This window comes from Synechococcus sp. MU1642, from assembly GCF_020514115.1.
Taxonomy (GTDB): domain Bacteria; phylum Cyanobacteriota; class Cyanobacteriia; order PCC-6307; family Cyanobiaceae; genus Parasynechococcus.
Genome location: NZ_VTKZ01000018.1, coordinates 12,456 through 30,821, shown reverse-complemented (window position 1 = coordinate 30,821; position 18,366 = coordinate 12,456). Strand labels below are relative to the sequence as shown.

Annotated in this window: 14 protein-coding genes and 1 pseudogene; 4 read left to right on the top strand and 11 right to left on the bottom strand. The window is 59.4% G+C overall.

Going from position 1 to position 18,366, the window contains the following annotated elements:
• The 4 genes and pseudogenes from FZZ85_RS11640 to FZZ85_RS11625 form a co-directional block, all read right to left on the bottom strand.
• A pseudogene (locus tag FZZ85_RS11640) lies at positions 1 to 233 on the bottom strand (signal recognition particle-docking protein FtsY); the annotation flags it as partial.
• Positions 233 to 868, bottom strand: coding sequence for a transcription antitermination factor NusB (gene nusB, locus FZZ85_RS11635; RefSeq protein WP_226415431.1), 636 nt, complete (start codon positions 866 to 868; stop codon positions 233 to 235). The gene nusB and the pseudogene FZZ85_RS11640, both read right to left, overlap by 1 nt.
• Positions 869 to 871: 3 nt before the next feature.
• The gene (locus FZZ85_RS11630) at positions 872 to 1,606 is read right to left on the bottom strand and encodes a DUF502 domain-containing protein (protein WP_226400565.1); all 735 of its coding nucleotides are present in this window, start codon (positions 1,604 to 1,606) and stop codon (positions 872 to 874) included.
• A 50-nt stretch (positions 1,607 to 1,656) separates the two neighbouring features.
• Positions 1,657 to 2,304 carry an HpsJ family protein gene (locus FZZ85_RS11625; protein WP_226415429.1) on the bottom strand — a complete coding sequence of 216 codons (648 nt, stop codon included), beginning with the start codon at positions 2,302 to 2,304 and terminating at the stop codon, positions 1,657 to 1,659.
• A gap of 36 nt (positions 2,305 to 2,340) precedes the next feature.
• Between FZZ85_RS11625 and queG the strand changes: the two genes are divergently transcribed.
• Genes queG through FZZ85_RS11610 form a run of 3 tightly spaced genes read left to right on the top strand, consistent with a single transcriptional unit; the run spans position 2,341 to position 6,721 of the window.
• Positions 2,341 to 3,306: a tRNA epoxyqueuosine(34) reductase QueG gene (gene queG / locus FZZ85_RS11620; RefSeq protein WP_226415427.1), complete on the top strand. Its 966-nt coding sequence runs from the start codon at positions 2,341 to 2,343 to the stop codon at positions 3,304 to 3,306.
• Between the two features lie 19 nt (positions 3,307 to 3,325).
• The gene (locus FZZ85_RS11615; protein WP_226415425.1) at positions 3,326 to 4,207 is read left to right on the top strand and encodes a tetratricopeptide repeat protein; all 882 of its coding nucleotides are present in this window, start codon (positions 3,326 to 3,328) and stop codon (positions 4,205 to 4,207) included.
• A 45-nt stretch (positions 4,208 to 4,252) separates the two neighbouring features.
• Complete coding sequence (locus FZZ85_RS11610) at positions 4,253 to 6,721, top strand: DNA topoisomerase (ATP-hydrolyzing) subunit A (RefSeq protein ID WP_226415423.1); 2,469 nt, start codon at positions 4,253 to 4,255, stop codon at positions 6,719 to 6,721.
• Between the two features lie 7 nt (positions 6,722 to 6,728).
• Here the strand turns inward: FZZ85_RS11610 and purF are convergent, their stop codons facing one another.
• The 7 genes from purF to FZZ85_RS11575 all read right to left on the bottom strand — a co-directional run bounded on the left by purF (position 6,729) and on the right by FZZ85_RS11575 (position 16,564).
• Positions 6,729 to 8,186 carry an amidophosphoribosyltransferase gene (gene purF, locus FZZ85_RS11605; RefSeq protein ID WP_226415421.1) on the bottom strand — a complete coding sequence of 486 codons (1,458 nt, stop codon included), beginning with the start codon at positions 8,184 to 8,186 and terminating at the stop codon, positions 6,729 to 6,731.
• A 61-nt stretch (positions 8,187 to 8,247) separates the two neighbouring features.
• Positions 8,248 to 10,554: a phosphoribosylformylglycinamidine synthase subunit PurL gene (gene purL, locus FZZ85_RS11600; protein WP_226415419.1), complete on the bottom strand. Its 2,307-nt coding sequence runs from the start codon at positions 10,552 to 10,554 to the stop codon at positions 8,248 to 8,250.
• A gap of 40 nt (positions 10,555 to 10,594) precedes the next feature.
• On the bottom strand, positions 10,595 to 11,347 hold the full coding sequence (locus FZZ85_RS11595) for an RNA methyltransferase (RefSeq protein ID WP_226415417.1): 753 nt from the start codon (positions 11,345 to 11,347) through the stop codon (positions 10,595 to 10,597).
• A 1-nt stretch (position 11,348) separates the two neighbouring features.
• The gene (gene dnaN / locus FZZ85_RS11590) at positions 11,349 to 12,506 is read right to left on the bottom strand and encodes a DNA polymerase III subunit beta (protein WP_226415415.1); all 1,158 of its coding nucleotides are present in this window, start codon (positions 12,504 to 12,506) and stop codon (positions 11,349 to 11,351) included.
• 432 nt (positions 12,507 to 12,938) lie between these two features.
• Entirely contained in the window at positions 12,939 to 13,997 is a 1,059-nt protein-coding gene (thrC, locus tag FZZ85_RS11585; RefSeq protein WP_226415435.1) for a threonine synthase, read from the bottom strand.
• Between the two features lie 101 nt (positions 13,998 to 14,098).
• Complete coding sequence (locus tag FZZ85_RS11580) at positions 14,099 to 14,680, bottom strand: alpha/beta hydrolase (protein WP_370631194.1); 582 nt, start codon at positions 14,678 to 14,680, stop codon at positions 14,099 to 14,101.
• A 24-nt stretch (positions 14,681 to 14,704) separates the two neighbouring features.
• The gene (locus FZZ85_RS11575) at positions 14,705 to 16,564 is read right to left on the bottom strand and encodes an AarF/ABC1/UbiB kinase family protein (RefSeq protein ID WP_226415413.1); all 1,860 of its coding nucleotides are present in this window, start codon (positions 16,562 to 16,564) and stop codon (positions 14,705 to 14,707) included.
• 77 nt (positions 16,565 to 16,641) lie between these two features.
• Here FZZ85_RS11575 and recN point away from each other — a divergent pair, with 77 nt between their 5' ends.
• Positions 16,642 to 18,324, top strand: coding sequence for a DNA repair protein RecN (recN, locus tag FZZ85_RS11570; protein WP_226415411.1), 1,683 nt, complete (start codon positions 16,642 to 16,644; stop codon positions 18,322 to 18,324).
• The last annotated feature ends 42 nt before the right edge of the window (positions 18,325 to 18,366 follow it).

Sequence of the window (18,366 nt, the reverse complement as noted above, 5' to 3'; positions counted from 1 at the left end):
GGCTCGGGGGCCGCTTCAGCAACAGGAGACTCTGCCTGTTGCTGAGCTTTCAGGCGGGCATAGGCCTCACGGGCCCAAACCAGGGCTTCGTCTTCTTCCTCACTGGCTGCAGGAGCTGGAGTGGGCTCCGGCTCTGCTGAAACGGGAGCATCAGTCCCACTAGCCGTCGGCTCCGGCGTGGGCGTCGGCTCCGGAGACTCCTCAGCCTGTCGTTCGAACCAGTTGTACACCATCAGGCCGATGCTTTCGATTGAGCGTCATGGAAGCGGCGCAACACGCCATTGATCATCCGGCGACCCTGCTCATCGCTGTAACGGTTGGCCAGCTCAACCGCCTCGTTAAATGCCACCGGAGCTGGAGTGCGCAGGCTTTCCAGGTCAACAACAGCCAACCGGAGAATGTCGCGATCGATCCGCGGCAGTCGGGTCAGTCTCCAGCCCTCCATCACCTGATCGAGCCGTTTGTCGATGCCCTCGCGCTGGGTGAGCACCTTCTGAACTCGCTCCATGGCGCCGCGGCGAATCTGCTCCTGGTCGCCAAGCAACAACAGCCGAGGCAACTCAAGACTGGCGGACAATCCATTTAGCACCCGTTCAGCGGAACTCAACGACGCGCGCAGATGGGTGCGGACGGTGTCATGGGTTCCGGTTTCGCCCTGCTGCAACTCGCTGTCCAGCAAGGACTGCTGCGCCTGATCGAGCTCTGCAGCACTGGCATCAAGTGACTCACGCCAGTGCTGGGTAAGGGTGTCGAGAGCCTGGTCCAGGATCGAATCCAGGGCCAGGTCAGCGACTGAAGCTGACTTCTGTTCCGGCACCTGACCAAGCACCAGCAAGGCCAGCTCTCGTGTAAGGGATCGTGTCGCCATGACTCAGCTGGAAGGAGATGCAGAAGCCCGTAACTGGGCCATGAGGCTGGAAAAACTCCGATTAACAGGAGCTTCACGATCATCGGGGTTGACGATTCCGGCCGAAATGATCGTCCGGAAGGCTTCTTCAACGCTGATTTCAAGCTCTCGGACGGATCCCTCTGGAACAAGGGTGTACCAACCGGTGGTGGGATTCGGAGCGGTGGGAATGAACACACTCAACAGGGGCTCCTTCAGATCAGATTGAAGTGAAGGACCCACTTCCCCGGTCACAAAACCAACGCTGAACAATCCCTCCCGGGGGTACTCAACGAGAACAACACGACGGAAGCGAGTGGAGTTGTCGCGAAAAAAAGTCTCAAGCAACTGCTTCAGAGTCTTGTAGACCGATCCAGCCAGGGGAATCCGGCTCAAGGTGCCTTCACCAAACTCCAACAGCCAGCGACCCACAATGTTTCGGGCCATCAAACCGATCAGAAGGATGCCCATCAGAGGCACCGTGAGACCAAGAGCCAGATTGATCAGATCCTGAAGCAGTGGATTCAGGGTGATGAACGGATTGAACTGCTTCGGTATCGAGGTCAGGAACGCCAGAACAAAGCGACTGACAATCGTTGACAGCCAGATCGTGGTCGCCAGCGGAATGACCACCAGCAGCCCTGCAATCAGGTCGTTTTTCAGATCCTGCCGAAGCCTTGCGGAGAGCGGCAGATCAGGTCTGGGATTGGACTGGACCAAGGAGCTACTGCGCCCAGCTTTGAGTGAGGTCTGACCAACCTAACCAGCGATCAGAGCACTGCCGTGAACGCGAGGAGCACAAACGCAATCGCAAGAACCACAGCCGTGATAGTTCCACCGATAAACCGCTGCTGAGATTCACGGGCCTGACCGGCCTCAACAGTCTTGAGTTGAGCCTCCATCTGGGCAATCTGATCGTCCACCATCTTTTCGGCAGCCCGCAGCTTGTCGTCCTCGGTGGCATCGACAGAAAGTTGACCGGCCTGGGCCAGCTGCTCACCCAAGGAGGTGACCTGCGCGGGATCGGCGCGGAAGGCTCGGGCATCCTTCAATGCCTCGCGGCCCAGTTCCAGATTGCGCTGGAGAGCAATGTCACCCGCACCCCTATCCAGGGACATCGGCACGGCGACCACCATGCCGAGGGCCAACAGCCCCGAAAGGACAGAGATAAGGAGGCGTAGAGGACTGCGCTGCTGCTTAGGGTGATCCAGCCTTGACCCAATCAGGCAGATCAACAAACCGGCAAACCCCAGGGGAGCCAAAGCCACGAGCGGACCGGTGACCTGCGGGCGAGGAGCATCCGCACTCCAGTCGACGCCAACAAGAACAGCCAGCATCTGCAGGACGAGAATCACCACGAGGGTCAAGCCCAGCCAGCGCAGCAAAGGTGCAAGACGTCCTGTCTCAGTCCCGGTCACAGAGAAGATGCTGATCAGCGCCCAACCCTAAGGTCGATGAAAGGGCATGTCACCGATCAACAAACGCTGTTGAGTCAGGCTCTGAAGCACCGCGCCGCTGAGGAGGGCTTCAACCCCGTTGGCATTGCCAGGATCCCAGGAAGTCCACGGCTGCAGCTGCGCACGCAAGCCCTGCAGCGCTGGTTGGACCATGGCCATCAAGCCGATATGGCCTGGATGGCGGCCCCCCGACGGCGAGACCCCAGACTGCTGTTGGACGGAGCCAACAGCGTGCTCGCCGTTGGCCTCAACTATTACGTCGACGCCCAACCCTCCCCCGGCTCCCTCAAGGTCGCCCGCTATGGCTGGGGACGGGACTATCACCGGGTTGTGGATCAACGGCTGCGACGGATCGGCCGCTGGCTTTCGGAACAACGGCCAGATTGCGGCTGGCGCACCTGTGTTGACGCAACACCGCTGCTGGACAAGGCCTGGGCTGAGGAAGCCGGCCTGGGCTGGATTGGCAAGCACAGCAATCTGATTCACCCCGAAAGGGGCTCGTGGATGGTGATCGGCCATCTGCTGACCACAGAGCCTTTGAACGCCGATCCACCAGCCCGCAGCCTCTGTGGACGCTGCAGCGCCTGCATCGATGCCTGCCCCACGGATGCGATTCACGAACCTTTTGTGGTGGATGCAAGGCGTTGCCTGGCCTTTCACACGATCGAAAACCGTGAGGACGACCTACCGGAGAACATTCGCGTCGCCCTTGGACCGTGGGTGGCCGGGTGCGACATCTGCCAGGACGTCTGCCCCTGGAACCATCGAAGCTTGACCCAGAGCAGCGATCCCGACATGCAGCCACGCCCATGGCTGCTGAATCTGGACAAGCAGCAGATCCAGAACTGGGATGACAGCGTCTGGGACAAAAACCTGCGGGGGTCGGCGTTGCGACGGATTAAACCCTGGATGTGGCGACGCAACGCCGCTGCAGCACAACCGGATCCCACACCTACGCTTTAGCGACTCCACCCTCGCTCCAGTGCTGCGTCGAATTGGCTTCCGTCGAACGCTAGCGGCTGCACTGGTCGTTCTGGGGGGTTGGTTCGGCGCCCCAGCAGCCAACGCCCTGATCCCCTATGTCTACCTGCCCACCGAGGAGGAGCTCAAGGGCTCATCGATCGGCATCGGACGGACCGCTGCCCAGCTGCTACAGCTGGGGCAAGCCAAGGAAGCAGCACGACTCGCGGCTCTGGCGGTGCGGCTCAACCCAAATGACGAACGGTTCTGGTCGATCCTGGCGGAGGCTCAACTCCGCAACAACAACCTCAAGGACGCAAGCCGGTCTCTAGCCCGCGCCAAGCAGCTGAATCCTGAAAAAGCCGGCCTGTGGTTCGCCGAAGCAGCGATCGCCCTTCGGGCAGAGCGACCGAGCGATGCCGTTCCCCTAATTACCCGCGGACTCCAATTGGATCCGAACAACGCTGCGGCCTATTTCGACCTTGGCAACGCGAGAATCATGCAGGGCGTACTCCCTCTGGCCCTGAAGTCGTTCGAAAAAGCCACCGCTCTGAAGCCGGAGTTCTGGGAAGCCCTGAACAACCAAGCCCTGGTGCTTTTTGAGATGGGCCAGCGTCAGGAAGCCGTACTGCGTTGGCGCCGGGTGTTGAAGCTGGAGCCCAACGCGGAACCGATGCTGGCTCTGGCCGCAGCGCTGCATCAACAGGGTGAGCAGACCGAGGCAATCCAGTTGGCTTCCAGAGCGTTGGCCCAGAACCCCAACTACGTCTTGCCCCTGCATCAAGCCGAACAGCTTTGGGGGGTGCGCATCCGTGAGGCGACGGCACAATTGCTGAGCGAGACGGAGCTCACCAACAGCGTGGAACGGGCCCAAGCGAACGCAACGTGGAAGAAAAGCCAGTGACTATCTGTAGGCTGAGCGCCTTCCGGTCGGAGAGCGACAGACCGAATGGCTGAGGAGCGCGTTCAACCGATCGCCCTGCATCAGGAGATGCAGCGCTCCTACCTCGAATACGCGATGAGCGTGATCGTGGGTCGGGCGTTGCCCGATGCCCGCGATGGTCTCAAGCCTGTACAGAGACGCATCCTCTACGCGATGCAGGAACTGGGTCTTACCCCAGACCGTCCTTACCGCAAGTGCGCGAGGGTCGTCGGTGACGTGCTGGGCAAGTACCACCCTCACGGTGATCAAGCGGTCTATGACGCCCTAGTGCGGCTTGTTCAGACCTTCTCTAGCCGTCATCCCCTGCTCGACGGCCACGGCAATTTCGGCTCGGTGGACGATGACCCACCGGCGGCAATGCGGTACACCGAAACCCGCCTAGCACCGATCTCCCATCAGGCGATGCTTGAGGAGATTGGTGAAGACACCGTTGATTTTGCACCGAACTTCGATGGATCCCAACAAGAACCCACCGTTCTTCCGGCCCAGCTTCCCTTCCTGCTGCTGAACGGTTGCTCCGGCATCGCCGTCGGCATGGCCACCAGCATTCCACCGCACAATCTGGGAGAGGTGGTGGATGGCCTGATCGCCCTGATCCACAAGCCGGAGCTGAGTGACGACAAACTTCTGGAACTCATCCCGGGGCCCGACTTCCCCACAGGTGGTGAGGTGCTGATCAGCTCAGGCCTGCGAGACACCTATCTGCACGGCCGCGGCAGCATCCCGATGCGAGGGGTCGCCCACACCGAAGAAGTACAACTCGGCAAGGGGCGCCATAAACGTAATGCCGTTGTGGTCACGGAACTGCCTTACCAGCTCAGCAAGGCCGGCTGGATTGAAAAACTGGCGGAATCTGTCAACGACGGAAAAATCGGCGGAATCGCCGACATCCGGGACGAAAGCGACCGCGAAGGCATGCGCGTGGTGGTGGAGCTGCGCCGCGATGCGGATCCGGAAAAGGTACTGAAGGATCTGCAGCGTCGAACAGCGCTGCAAAGCAACTTCGGAGCGATCTTGCTGGCCCTGGTGGATGGACACCCCCAGCAGCTGTCTCTACGCCAACTGCTCCAGACCTTCCTCGATTTCAGGGAACTGACCCTGATCCGACGCACCAGTCATGCCCTGCGCAAGACCGAAGACCGGCTTGAGGTTGTAGAAGGACTGATCACAGCCCTGAACAGTCTTCAGGCCGTGATCGCCATGATTCAGGAGGCGAATGACGCCGCCTCAGCACGCGCCAGCCTGATGGTGCGCCTCGACCTCAGCGAACGGCAAGCGGATGCGGTTTTGGCCATGCCCCTGAGGCGTCTGACCGGACTTGAACAGGAAAGCCTGCGCCAAGAGCTGGACGAGCTTCGGGCGGAACGTCAACGACTCAAGTTGCTCTTGGACAACCGGGATCAACTGCTGGATGCGATGGTGACAGAGCTCAAAGCATTGAAAAAACGCTTCAGCACCCCGCGTCGAACCCGCCTGGTGGAGGGCGGTGATGCCCTAATAGCCGAACGAGCAGCCAGCCAACGCCCGAACACAGAACTGCTCCGTCAGCAGGCCCTGGCCGCATTGCCCGGAGATGGTCGGGTGCTGATCCAGGCCGATGGACAAGTGAAAATCATCACCCCTCAGGTGCTGGGCCGGCTGCACCTCAATGATCCTTGCCCCATTGGTGATGCACCATCTCCAGCGCAGGTGCTCTTGCCAATCGAACCACCCCCGCGGCTGCTGGCCGTGAGTGCAGACGGACGCATTGCCCAAGTGCGCTGGGAGTTTGCAGGACAACAGCCAGGCCCAATCGAGCGTTTCCTTCCCACCGGCCTCGACGGAGAGACGATCGTTTCGCTGCTGTCGTTGCCCAGGCAAAACATCGATGCGTTGAGTCTGGGCTTGCTCAGCAGCGATGGTCGTTTCAAGCGAATTCGCCTTAGCGAAGTGGTGGACCTGTCCGGTCGGGCCACAAGCGTTCTTAAATTGAAAGAGGGCGTCGAGCTCAATAGTGCAGTGATCTGTCGCGAGGAAGGAACACTGATGCTGATGAGCGACATCGGTCGCCTGCTGCGACTGCGAGTCACTGAGGACTCGCTTCCTTTGATGGGTCGATTGGCACAGGGACCTATGACCATGCGATTGCTCCCCGGAGAACAGATCGTCGGAGCCATCTGCACGGAACAGACACCACTGATGCTGTTCAGCCAACGGGGATTGGTCGCACGAATCGACTGTTCAGGCCTGCGCTACAACCAACGGGGAGATCTCGGCAGCATGGCCGTGGAGGTTGATGCTGAATCTGATCGATTAGTCGGTATCAGCGCTGGAACAGGACTTGTCGGTGTGCGCACCAGCAAAGACCGTCACGGACGCTTGGCTCCAGAAAACATCAACATCTCAAACCCCCGAGAGAAACTGATGGGACAGACGCCTCTTCAGGATGGAGAAACCATTGTTGAGGTGATCAACGCAATTCAACCGAATCTCTAACCCCGGATCAGGAGCTGCAATTCTGCTCCAGCCATTCGAAATAATCTTCATCGATTCCACCGGTCACATAGTGGCCATCAAAACAAGACATCTCGAGATCCTTGATCTCAGTTTTCTCAACAATACTTTCCAAAAGGTTCTTAACGGTCTGATAAACAACATAATCAGCACCAAGAACATCTGAAATCTCATCACTGGTTCGTCCGTGGGCAAGAAGTTCCGCCCGAGTCGGCATGTTGATCCCATAGACATTGGGATAGCGAACCGGGGGAGCAGCCGACGTAAAGGTCACCTGGTTGGCACCAGCACTGCGTGCCATCTGAACAATCTCGCGAGACGTTGTACCACGAACAATCGAATCGTCGACTATTAAGACATTCTTTCCGGCAAATTCAGTCCCAAGAGCGTTGAGTTTTTGCCGCACAGATTTCTTGCGTTCAGCTTGACCCGGCATGATAAAAGTGCGACCAACATAGCGATTCTTGTAAAAACCTTCGCGATACTCAATGCCCAATTGCTTGGCCACCTGCATCGCCGAAGGCCTTGCTGAATCAGGAATCGGCATCACAACATCGATATCACCAGCCGGCAACGTTGCGGCAATAGTTTGAGCCAAACGATCACCCATCCGCAGCCGCGACTCATAAACCGAAATACCGTTCATTACGGAATCCGGCCGCGCCAAATACACGTACTCAAAAGCACAGGGAATCAATCGAGGAGACTCGGCACACTGACGCTGGTGCAAGTTCAAATCAACGTCAATAAACACCGCCTCGCCAGGGTCAACATCACGAACGATCTCGTAGCCGCTGTTTTCAATCACCAGCGATTCACTGGCAACAATCCACTCCTCACGACCCTTTTCAGACAATCGCCTGCCGAGAATCAGAGGGCGAATTCCATAGGGATCCCGGAAGGCCAGCATTCCGTGGCCCGCAATCAAAGCGATCGCTGCGTAGGAACCCTGAACGCGGTGATGCAGTGACGCCACCGCATCAAACAACTGATCCGGTGTCAAATCACCGCCTGTGAGTTGAGATTGAATCTCCGTAGCCAACACATTGACCAGCATCTCCGTATCGCTGCTCGAATTGGTGTGACGACGATCAATCTTGAACAGATCCTGCTCAAGCTGATGGGTGTTGGTGAGATTGCCGTTATGAACGAAAGTGATGCCATAGGGGGCATTCACATAGAACGGCTGAACTTCCTCTTCTGACGCAGCAGCGCCACGGGTGGCATAGCGAACGTGACCGATCCCGGCATTCCCCAACAGCTTTCGCATGTCTCGGGTGCGAAAAGCTTCACGCACACGTCCCCTTTGTTTGTGCACATGGAAGGTGTGATTGTCCATCGTGACAATCCCTGCCGAGTCCTGACCACGGTGCTGAAGCAGAAGCAGATTGTCGTAGATCTGTTGGTTGACTGAGTCAACACAGAACATTCCGATAATGCCGCACATGATGAATCTGAAGTCAGATAGATAAGGAAGAGAAACGACCGTCAGGCAACGCCTGACTCAATCACTCCGAATGCATCCGTCGGGGCAACGCATCACGGAAAACAGCAGCACAGCGTTGCACCTCAAGATCGAGCTCAACCGCAGATTCGGAACGAATCACTAATCGAGCCTGCGCCGTAACACCGCCCAGCGGGGTAACGCAGAGCGCTGGATTGGATCCGATCAACTGATTCCATGCAGGGAGACGAGCTGCCTTCACCGACACAATCACCCGGCTGCCGCCTTCGGCGAACAGCACCCGCTCCAGGCACGCCGATCCTGTGGAAAGTGTCACGTTGATGCCCAGATCAGAGGCGATGCAGGATTCAGCCAACGCCACTGCCAGGCCGCCATCACTGCAGTCATGGGCGGAGGCCAACAGACCTTGCGCAATAGCCTCACGCACGAGACGCCCCACCGCTGATTCGACGGCAAGATCGGGCTTGGGCGGTCGTCCGGCCAAGAAGCCAAGGGTCTGCTGCTGATAGACACTGCCCGCCAGACCAAGGCTGGGGTTGGCACCATCCTCGGGCGGAACACCGATGAGGAAGATCGCATCACCGGGCTGTTGCCAGGCCAAACCAGTCACACGGCTGATGTCATCCACACAACCAACCATGCCGATCACCGGCGTGGGGTGGATCGGTTGCATGGTGCCGTCGTCCTGTTTGGTCTCGTTGTAGAGCGAGACATTGCCGCCAGTAACGGGTGTGTTGAGGGCGCAGCAGGCATCGGAGATCCCCCGACAGGCCATGGCCAGCTGCCAGAACCCCTTGGGTGTTTCCGGTGACGGGAAATTGAGGTTGTCGGTCACCGCCAGGGGCTCCGCCCCCACACAACTCAGATTGCGTGCCGCTTCTGCGACGGCCGCCTGAGCGCCGCGTTCGGGATCAAGGGCAACCCAACGGTTGGGGCAATCCACCGTGGCGGCAACACCACGATTGGATGCGGCCATGGATCCATCGCCTTGCTGGGGTCTCAGACGCACCACAGCAGCATCAGCGGCACCGGATGAGACCACCGTGTTGGCCAGCACCTGCTGGTCGTACTGACGATAAACCCAGTGCTTGCTCGCAATGGAGGGGTCATCAAGAAGCTGAAGCAGGGCTGCCGCGGCATCGCTCAGCTCCGGCAGTTCCTGCTCGGTCCAACTCCAAAGAGCCTGAAGGTCTGCCGGAGGCTCCTGCAACAGAGCATGCTTTTCAATCGGGGTGTCATCGGCAAGAGCCGTGGCCGGCACCTCAGCGGCGACGGCACCGTGATGCAACACCCGCACAATCGGTTCCTGGAGCACCTTGCCCACAACCGCTGCCTGCAATCCCCAGCGACGGAACCGCTGCATCAAAGCGTCCTCCCGGCCGGCCTTCACCACGAACAACATCCGTTCCTGGGACTCCGACAACAGGAACTCGTAAGCCGTCATCCCGGCTTCACGAGCCGGAACACGATCTAGATCCAGTTCCACCCCCAGGCCCCCTTTGGCGGCCATTTCCGAACAACTGCAGGTCAGACCAGCGGCGCCCATGTCCTGCGCTGCCACCACATCACCACTGGCGAAGGCCTCAAGACAGGCTTCGATCAGCCCTTTCTCCAGAAACGGATCCCCCACCTGGACAGCGGGGCGATCATCCAGGGAATCAGCACTGAGCTCAGCGCTGGCAAAGCTGGCTCCCCCCATGCCATCCCGACCGGTGGTGCTGCCCACGTACACCACGGGATTGCCGACGCCGATCGCGCCAGATTTGACAATCTCCTCGGTCTCCATCAACCCGAGGGCCATGGCATTCACCAGCGGATTGCCGGAATAGGAGGGATCAAAGGCCACCTCGCCCCCCACCGTCGGCACCCCAACGCAGTTGCCGTAATGGGCAATGCCGGCCACAACGCCTTCCATCAGGCCTACGTTGGCGGAATCCTCAAGGGGACCGAAGCGCAGGGCGTTCAGCAGCGCGATCGGACGCGCGCCCATCGTGAAGATGTCACGCAGGATTCCGCCCACCCCCGTTGCGGCCCCCTGAAAGGGTTCGACGGCGGAGGGGTGATTGTGGCTTTCGATCTTGAAAGCCAACCGGTGACCCTCTCCGAGATCGACCACGCCAGCGTTTTCACCGGGGCCCACCAGAATGCGTGGTCCCTCAGTGGGGAAGCCACTCAGCAAGGGTCGGGAATTGCGATAACAGCAGTGTTCGGACCACATCACACCGAACATGCCCAGCTCAGCTCGATTCGGCTCGCGACCAAGCCGCCGACAGATCTCATCCCAGTCACTGGGCTTGAGCCCTTCCTGCTTCAGGGCTGCAGCTATGTCGTACGCAGGGGAGGAAACCACGAATCGCGGAGCACCTCCCCCCAGTGTTGCCGACCGCCCGTCAGACCCAGGGGTCTTCGTCCTCGCGGCGGCGTCGGGAGGGGGGCTCGTCCCAACTTTCGTCGTCCCAGACCTCAGGTCCAGAGACGTCCTCTGGTTCCTCGTCGTCAAGCAAAGAACGCCTGGCTTCCGATCGCAGCTCATCGATGGGCGAGTCATCCAACCAACCCTCCAGGCGATCGCCTGCACGGTCACCCATGGAACGCAACTGGTCCCGCCAGTGTTGGGTGCGTTGGAGCAGATCCTGACGAACGCTGGCGCGGGCCATTGGCAAATCATCCAATCCCATCAGGCCGGTTTGGATCTGACCCGGTTGTTGATCAAGAATGCGATCGGGAGCCAAACGCCATCGGGAACTACCCGGCAGACGCGGGTCGCTGCGGGCAATGAGGTAGTGAAGAATCGCGCCATCGGCCGGTCGAAAATCAAAGTCAACAACGCTGCCGATACGCTCACCGTCGCGGTCCAGCAAGGCTGCATCCATCAGCGTTGGCAAGCGCTCCAAGGTCACCTGATCGGTGACCACCGGTTCGCCACGCACAAAAACCTGTTGATCGCTCAAACCACAACACTGGTTCAAACGCCAGACATCCCTCGACATGCGCAGGGCCGATGGACGGCTGACCCAACCCAGCAGACGATGCACCGGCGGATGCATCCAAGCCATGACCCCAGGCCCGTGATCCAGGCCCAGATCACAACGGACCGTATGACTCAGAAGATCACTGAGAAGCAGCTGATCCGGTAGCGACACATCAGGAACGAATCTGAACGGGCATCACCAGATAGGTGAAGGCTTCAGGCACTTCATCGGAGCGGAGCACGGCCGGCGTGGTGGGTGCGTTGCAGTGCAGAACAATCCGATCGGAGCCCATGGCTTTCAGGCCATCAAGCAGGTAGCGAACGTTGAAGGCAATCTGCATGGCATCACCCTCCAGGTTCGCGGGAAGCGACTCAGAGCCACTGCCCACATCCTGCGCATCTGCACTGATCTGGACAACACCGTCCTCAGGCTGACTGCTGAATTTCACAACATTGTTGTGTTGATCAGCCAGCACAGCAATCCGCTCCAAAGCAGCGATCAGGGCGCGACGGTCCATTCCAAAGGTGCGGATGAAACCATCAGGGATCAGCTGGCCGTAGTTGGGATAGGTGCCTTCCAGGGTGCGGCTGGTGACCATCTGATCGGCCGCAAGAAACACCACCTGGCCACGATCACAGAACAAACTGACGGGTTCATCGGACCGCCAGGACGCCATCAAGCGCTCCACCTCCCGCAGCGAGCGCGATGGGAGCGTCACCGCGAAACCCTCGTCATCCACAGCATCGGTAACGGCCGCATCCTGCAGAGCATCATCAACATTGAGCACGGCAAGACGGTGACCATCGGTGGCAGCCGCTTCCAGAGCCCGCTGGTTGAACTTGAGATGCACGCCGGTGAGCAGTTGCTTCGCTTCATCAGCGCTGCTGGCAAAAAGGGTGCCTTTGAGCGCCTGCACCAACCGTTCAGGTTGCAGTTTGAGCGTCATGCCGCTCTCCACCATCGGAAGGTCGGGATAGTCATCGGCGCTCATGCCGCGCATCTGATAACTGCCGCTGAGGCTGGTGAGCTGGACCTGCTCACCGGAACCGTCCACAGCAAGTGTGATCGGAGAGTCGCTGGACAAGCGGGAAACGATCTCTCCCAGCAACCTGGCCGGCAGTGTGATGGCACCGCTGGTTTCAACGCTGGCAGCGAGAGACGTCTGAATTCCGAGGCTCAGGTCAAAACCAGTGAGGCTGAGGCGATTGCTGCCGGCATCGGCGGTTAGCAACACATTGGCCAAAACCGGATGGGTGGGGCGTGTGGCGACCGCACGGCTCACCAACTGCAGAGCGCCATTCAGTTCGGACTGTGAACAGACCACCTTCATCGTCCTGACGACCTGAGTGCGCTGAGGTCTCCCACGGTTTCACAGGCTGAGGGGAAGTGCAATGGCCAGCGCTTTGGGAGTCTCTGTTCGGCTGTTTGGTTCTTATGGATTTAAAAAAGAAAAACAAACAAAGCCGTCGTAGGGCCTGGGGAAAAGGGGGAAAGATACCCAAAACCCAGCTTTCACAAGAGTTCTCGATAAACTAGAGCTGAGGAGGATTTTTCACGGGATGGGGAGTGAGACCCCGTTTTCCACCACTTCACAGGGGGTGGAAAACTCATGGGGTAAGTGACTGGATTGTTTTTGTCTGTTTTCCACAGCGTTTTGGGATGGTTTTAGGGCGTTTTCCGTAGCCGCTTTGTCGGTTGGTTTTGTCTTATGGCCACAAAAAGCCCCCGTCAGGGGGCTGAAGCGCGTTGATGGAAGGCGGTGTCAGAAGCCCATCACACTGGCGACGGTGCTCAGATCGGGATTGAGGTCGGTGTGGAACGTGGCGTCGTTGTTGCTGATGGCGCAGTCGGGATCCTTGAGGCCGTTGCCGGTCAGAACGCAGACCACTGTGGCGCCGGCTGGCACTTCATCTTTGCGCTTGAGCAGGCCTGCTACAGAGGCAGCGCTGGCGGGTTCGCAGAAGATTCCCTCTTGTCCCCCCAGAAGCTTGTAAGCCGCGATGATCTCCGCATCGGTGACATCCAGGAACGCACCGTTGCTGGCTTCGCGTGCTGCCAGGGCTTTGGCTCGGTTCACCGGGTTGCCAATGCGAATGGCGGTGGCGATGGTTTCGGGGTCCGTCACCGTGGTTCCGTTCACCAGTGGGGCTGATCCGCTGGCCTGGAATCCCATCATTCTGGGAAGACTGTGGCTCCGGCCGGCCTGCTGATATTCCTGAAAACCCATCCAATAGGCAGTGATATTCCCTGCGTTGCCCATGGGAATGCACAGCCAGTCGGGTGCATCTCCGAGGGCATCCACGATTTCGAAGGCCGCCGTCTTCTGGCCCTGCAGCCGATAGGGATTGACCGAGTTCACCAGGGTGACGGGATACTTCTCTGCCGCTTCCCGAACAATGTCGAGGGCGCGGTCGAAGTTGCCGCGGATCGCCAAGACCTCAGCTCCGTACACAAGAGCCTGAGCCAGTTTTCCCTGGGCGACATAGCCGTCAGGGATTAAGACGAAGGCGCGCATCCCTCCCCGTCTGGCATAGGCCGCTGCTGCTGCACTGGTATTGCCCGTGCTGGCACAAATTACCGCTTCACAACCGGCTTCCTTGGCTTTGCTGATGGCCATGGTCATGCCCCGGTCCTTGAATGACCCTGTGGGGTTCAGGCCGTCGTATTTCACGAACACCTTCACGCTCTTGCCGATCTGTTCCGCAACGGATGGGACGGGGATCAGAGGGGTGGCGCCTTCGCGCAGGGTGATCACCGGGGTCGCATCGCTGACGGGCAGCCAGCTGCGATAGGCCTCGATCAGTCCAGGCCAGTCCTGCATCACAGGGGTGGCAGTGAAACGCCGACGGAGGTTCTGAAACAGGGACACCGGCTGGGATGGGGGGATTGCCGAAATCTAGGCGGCGTCCGTTCAGGGCTTGGTCAGGGTTGCGCTTCCTTCAATCCGTCCAAGGGGGAGTCGGAGAAAAACTGCACCAGGCCGGCGATCGATTCCGCTTTTTCGATCACCCCAAACAGAGCCGGAAGATTCACCGCCATCACGCCATTGGGGTAGCCCTTCAAAAAGCTCACGACACTCAGCCCATCTTCATTCTGCAATCCATTGATCACTCCAGCGCGGATCGCCGGAACACTCACTTCAGGTTCCGGTGTGTAGATCGGATGAATGATGCGTGCAACACGACGCAGGATGGCCTCACCGATCCGTGTGTTGATCAGACGACTTGTGAGTGCCAGGGGAAGCTCGAGCTGCTGGTTGAGCATCTGCGACACCTCGTTGGGGGCCTGCCCTGAGATCTCGAGCAGATCCTCCAGAAGGCCGATGGCTTCACCGGTTTCGGCCAGGTGCTCAAATTCCTTGACGGGAATGGAGCGGCGGAAGCCGCCACTCACCAGGGCGACATCCGTGGCGGCATGTAGGGGTTGCATGACGCAGCTCCAACCAAGCCCAAGCCCTGCCGCCACGGCCAGCAAAGAGGAACGGGTGAGGGGCTTGGGGTGCATCACGCAGAAGGTGTTGCCCGGAAGTTAGGCAGGAACTCCAGCGGCGACCCGTACCAGGCGGACAACTCCACGTTCGGCCAGTCCCTGAGCCACTTTGAAGCCCATGCGGCGGGTGTTGGGTTCGTTGAGCACCCTTGGCATTCGACGCAGGAGAAGGTCGGGCGTGAATCCAGGCAACGACTGCAGCACCTGAATCAACTCCCGCACCGGCTCCAGTTGCATTAGTGGATCGGAGAGCCCTGCAGGTGTCTGGGCAATGGCGGAGGGTTGCAGTGGTTTGGGGAGGCGTCGACCCAGGCGTTGCATTGTTGACCAACCCAGGGCATCCAACCTTTCCACGGTGGCGGTTACCAGTTGATCTCGAAGCAGTCCTGCTTTGGGTGAGAACAGGAAATCGAGGAGTTGATCGAGCAAGGTCTCCAGATCCAGCTGGGCTTGGTTGGCAGCGCTCGACACCAGATTTTCCAGGCGGGTCCAGCGGAAGGCGTCCCCGTCGAACAGCATTTCCTTGAGGCTCTGCCGAAGCTGGGGATCGGGATCCTCCATCAGCCGCCGGGCGAAGTACGGGTAGGCAGCACCGAGGATCTTGAAGTTCGGATCCACGCTTAGGGCAATGCCCTCAAGGGTGACCAGCGACCGAATGATAAGGGCGTAGTAAGGCGGTACCCGGAAGGGGAATTTGTACATCACACCGGACATGTCGTCGGTGACCGCTTTGAAATCCATGCGGTTGACGCCGGCCTCCAAGGCCTGGCTGAAGACCTTCTCAAAGGCGGGAACAATTGGTTCCAGGTTCACGTCTTCAGCCAGGAATCCCAGGGTCACGAAGTCCTTGGAGAGCTTCCCGAAGTTTCGGTTCACTAGATGAACCACCGCCTGAATCAAGCCGGTGCGTGATTCGCGGCTTACCTCGCTCATCATCCCGAAGTCGAGATAACAGAGGCGTCCGTCCTCCAGAGCCAGAAGATTGCCGGGGTGGGGATCGGCATGGAAGAAGCCGTGCTCCAGCAACTGCTGAAGGCTGCAGTTCACGCCCACCTCCACCATGTCGTCGGGGTCCACACCGAGCTCGCGAACTGCCTCAAGGTTGGTGAGCTTGACGCCGTCGATCCACTCCATCGTCAGCACGCGGCGGCTGGTGGCGTTGCGATAGATCGTCGGAACAGCGATTCGAGGGTTGTGCTGATGCAGCTCAGCGAAAGTCTCAGCGTTAGTGGCCTCATTGAGGTAGTCCATCTCTTCGAACACCCGTCGCCCCAGCTCGTCGATCAGGGCGACGAGGTCGCTGCGGATTAATCCGATGTTGCTGTTCAACCAGGCGGCGATGTTGCGCACGATGTACAGATCCAGGGTGATCTGTTCGCGCAACCCCGGGCGTTGCACCTTCACCGCCACCCTGGCGCCGCCTTTGAGGTTTCCCTTGTGCACTTGACCCAGCGAGGCGGCTGAAATCGGTTCTCGGTCCAGCTGCTCGAAAATGTCATCCACCGGTGCGCCCAAGTCCTCTTCGATGCAGGCCATAGCCAGGCCGCTGTCGAAGCCGGGCAATTGGTCTTGCAGCTGGGCCAGTTCTTCCAGCAGCAGCGGGGGGACGATGTCTGGTCGGGTGGAGAGAGCCTGGCCCGCTTTGATGAAGGCGGGGCCGAGATCCACCAACAGCTCAGCGCATTCTCGAGCTCGACTCCGAGCCCGTTCTTCATCCTTCAACAGCTGGAAGATCCAGTCGAAGGCGACGCCCAGAAGCAACAATCCGATGGGAACAAGTGTTTGCCAGAGCCGGCGGATCAGCCGCTGGGGATGGCCTGAATAAATACGAGTGATGGCGGCGGGGTCGTACTCGAGCAACCCCGCGGCTTCGATGAAATCCCCGAGCTCCTGCGCCATCAATTCATAGGGATATCCGACACCCCTTCTAAACGAACCGAGCTGCCGCTACGGTCGGCATCATCACAGGGCTGGACGTGCTCACCGGTCTGCTGCTGCAGAACATCGCTCTGATTGAGAGTCTTGAACTGGAGTTCAGCTCTGGTTTTACGGTGCTCACCGGTGAGACCGGCGCAGGCAAATCGATCCTTCTCGATGCCCTCGATGCCGTGCTGGGTGGAGCGCAGGGTTCCATCGGCATTCGCCTGCTTCGGACTGGTTCGGATCGCGCGAAGATTGAGGCTGCGTTTCAACTCACCCCAGCCCTTGAGCAGTGGTTGATCGCAGCGGAGTTTGACCCCGAAGAGGAGCTCCTGATCAGTCGCGAATGGAAACGGCAGGAGGATGATCGTTACTCCAGTCGCTGTCGTTTGAACGGCAGCACTGTGAACCGTCAACAGTTGCTTGAGCTCAGGCCGCTGTTGATTGATCTCACTGTTCAGGGACAGACCCAGCTGTTGTCGCGGGCGGGGCAGCAACGGCTTTGGCTTGACCGTCTAGGTGGATCTGCACTGGTTGAGTTCAAGGCTCAGGTTGCTGATGCCTGGACTGCGTGGCGCCAGGCTGCAGATGCCCTGATGGCACTTGAGCAGGAGCAGCAGCGCTCCGAACAGGAGCGGGCTGAACAGGAAGAGCAGCTGGAGCAGCTTCAAGCTGCAGATCTCGAAGACCCAGACGAGCAGCAGCGGCTGGAACAGGACCAAGACCGCCTCGTTCATGGAGTGAGGCTGCTGGAGGGTCTGGCCTTGCTGTTTGGCCGAATCCGCGATGGTGTGGATCAGGCGCCTTCGCTGCAGGATCACTTTGCGGCATGCATTCAAGAGCTGCAGGCCATGGCGCAGCTGGATGGTTCGCTTGAGCCCCTCCGTGATCAGGCTCTGGATCTCGAGGCTGGTGTGGACGGTTTGTTGCGCTCCCTCGATCAATACGGTCTGGCGCTCGAGAGCGATCCAGACCATCTGGAGCGGATCCAGGACCGCTTGTCGGTTTTAAAACGTCTGCAGCGTCGTTACAGCCTTGATCTGGCCGGCTTGATTCAGCGTCGCGATGAACTGCTTCATAGTTTGGGATCTGAAGGCTTCGCGGCGGATCTCGCCCGCCTGCACCAGGAGGAAAACGACCGTCGCCAGATGCGAGATCATGCCAATGCCATCTTGCGTCGCGAGCGGTCCAAGGCGGCGGAGGTTTTGCAGGCGTCGTTGCTGGAGCTGTTGCCTCCCATGGGCTTGGCCAACGTGCGTTTCAAGGTGGATCTCATCGCCTGTGATCCGGCTGAGCATGGTGCGGATGCTGTTCAATTTCTGTTTTCTGCCAATCCCGGCCAACCGATGGCACCGCTGACGGAGGTGGCGTCCGGCGGTGAGATGTCTCGTTTTCTACTTGCGCTCAAGACCACCCTTGCCGCGGTGGATGGCTCCAGCACGCTGTTGTTTGATGAGATTGATGCCGGTGTCAGCGGTCGCGTCAGTGGAGCGATGGCGGATCTCCTTCAGACCCTGGCCCGTCAGCGTCAGGTGTTTTGCGTCACCCACCAACCGCTTGTGGCAGCGGTCGCTGATCACCATTTCCGGGTGAGCAAGCATGTGGAAGAAGGTGTCACCCACTCGCGAGTGTCCCGACTGCGGGACACTCAGGAACGCCGCCAGGAGCTGGCAGACCTTGCTGGTGGCGATCAGGCCGATGCCTATGCAGCGAGTCTGCTGGACCAGCGAACAGCTTGAAGGCTTCGGTTCTTCCTAAGCTCACGAGCTTTCCAACGGGTC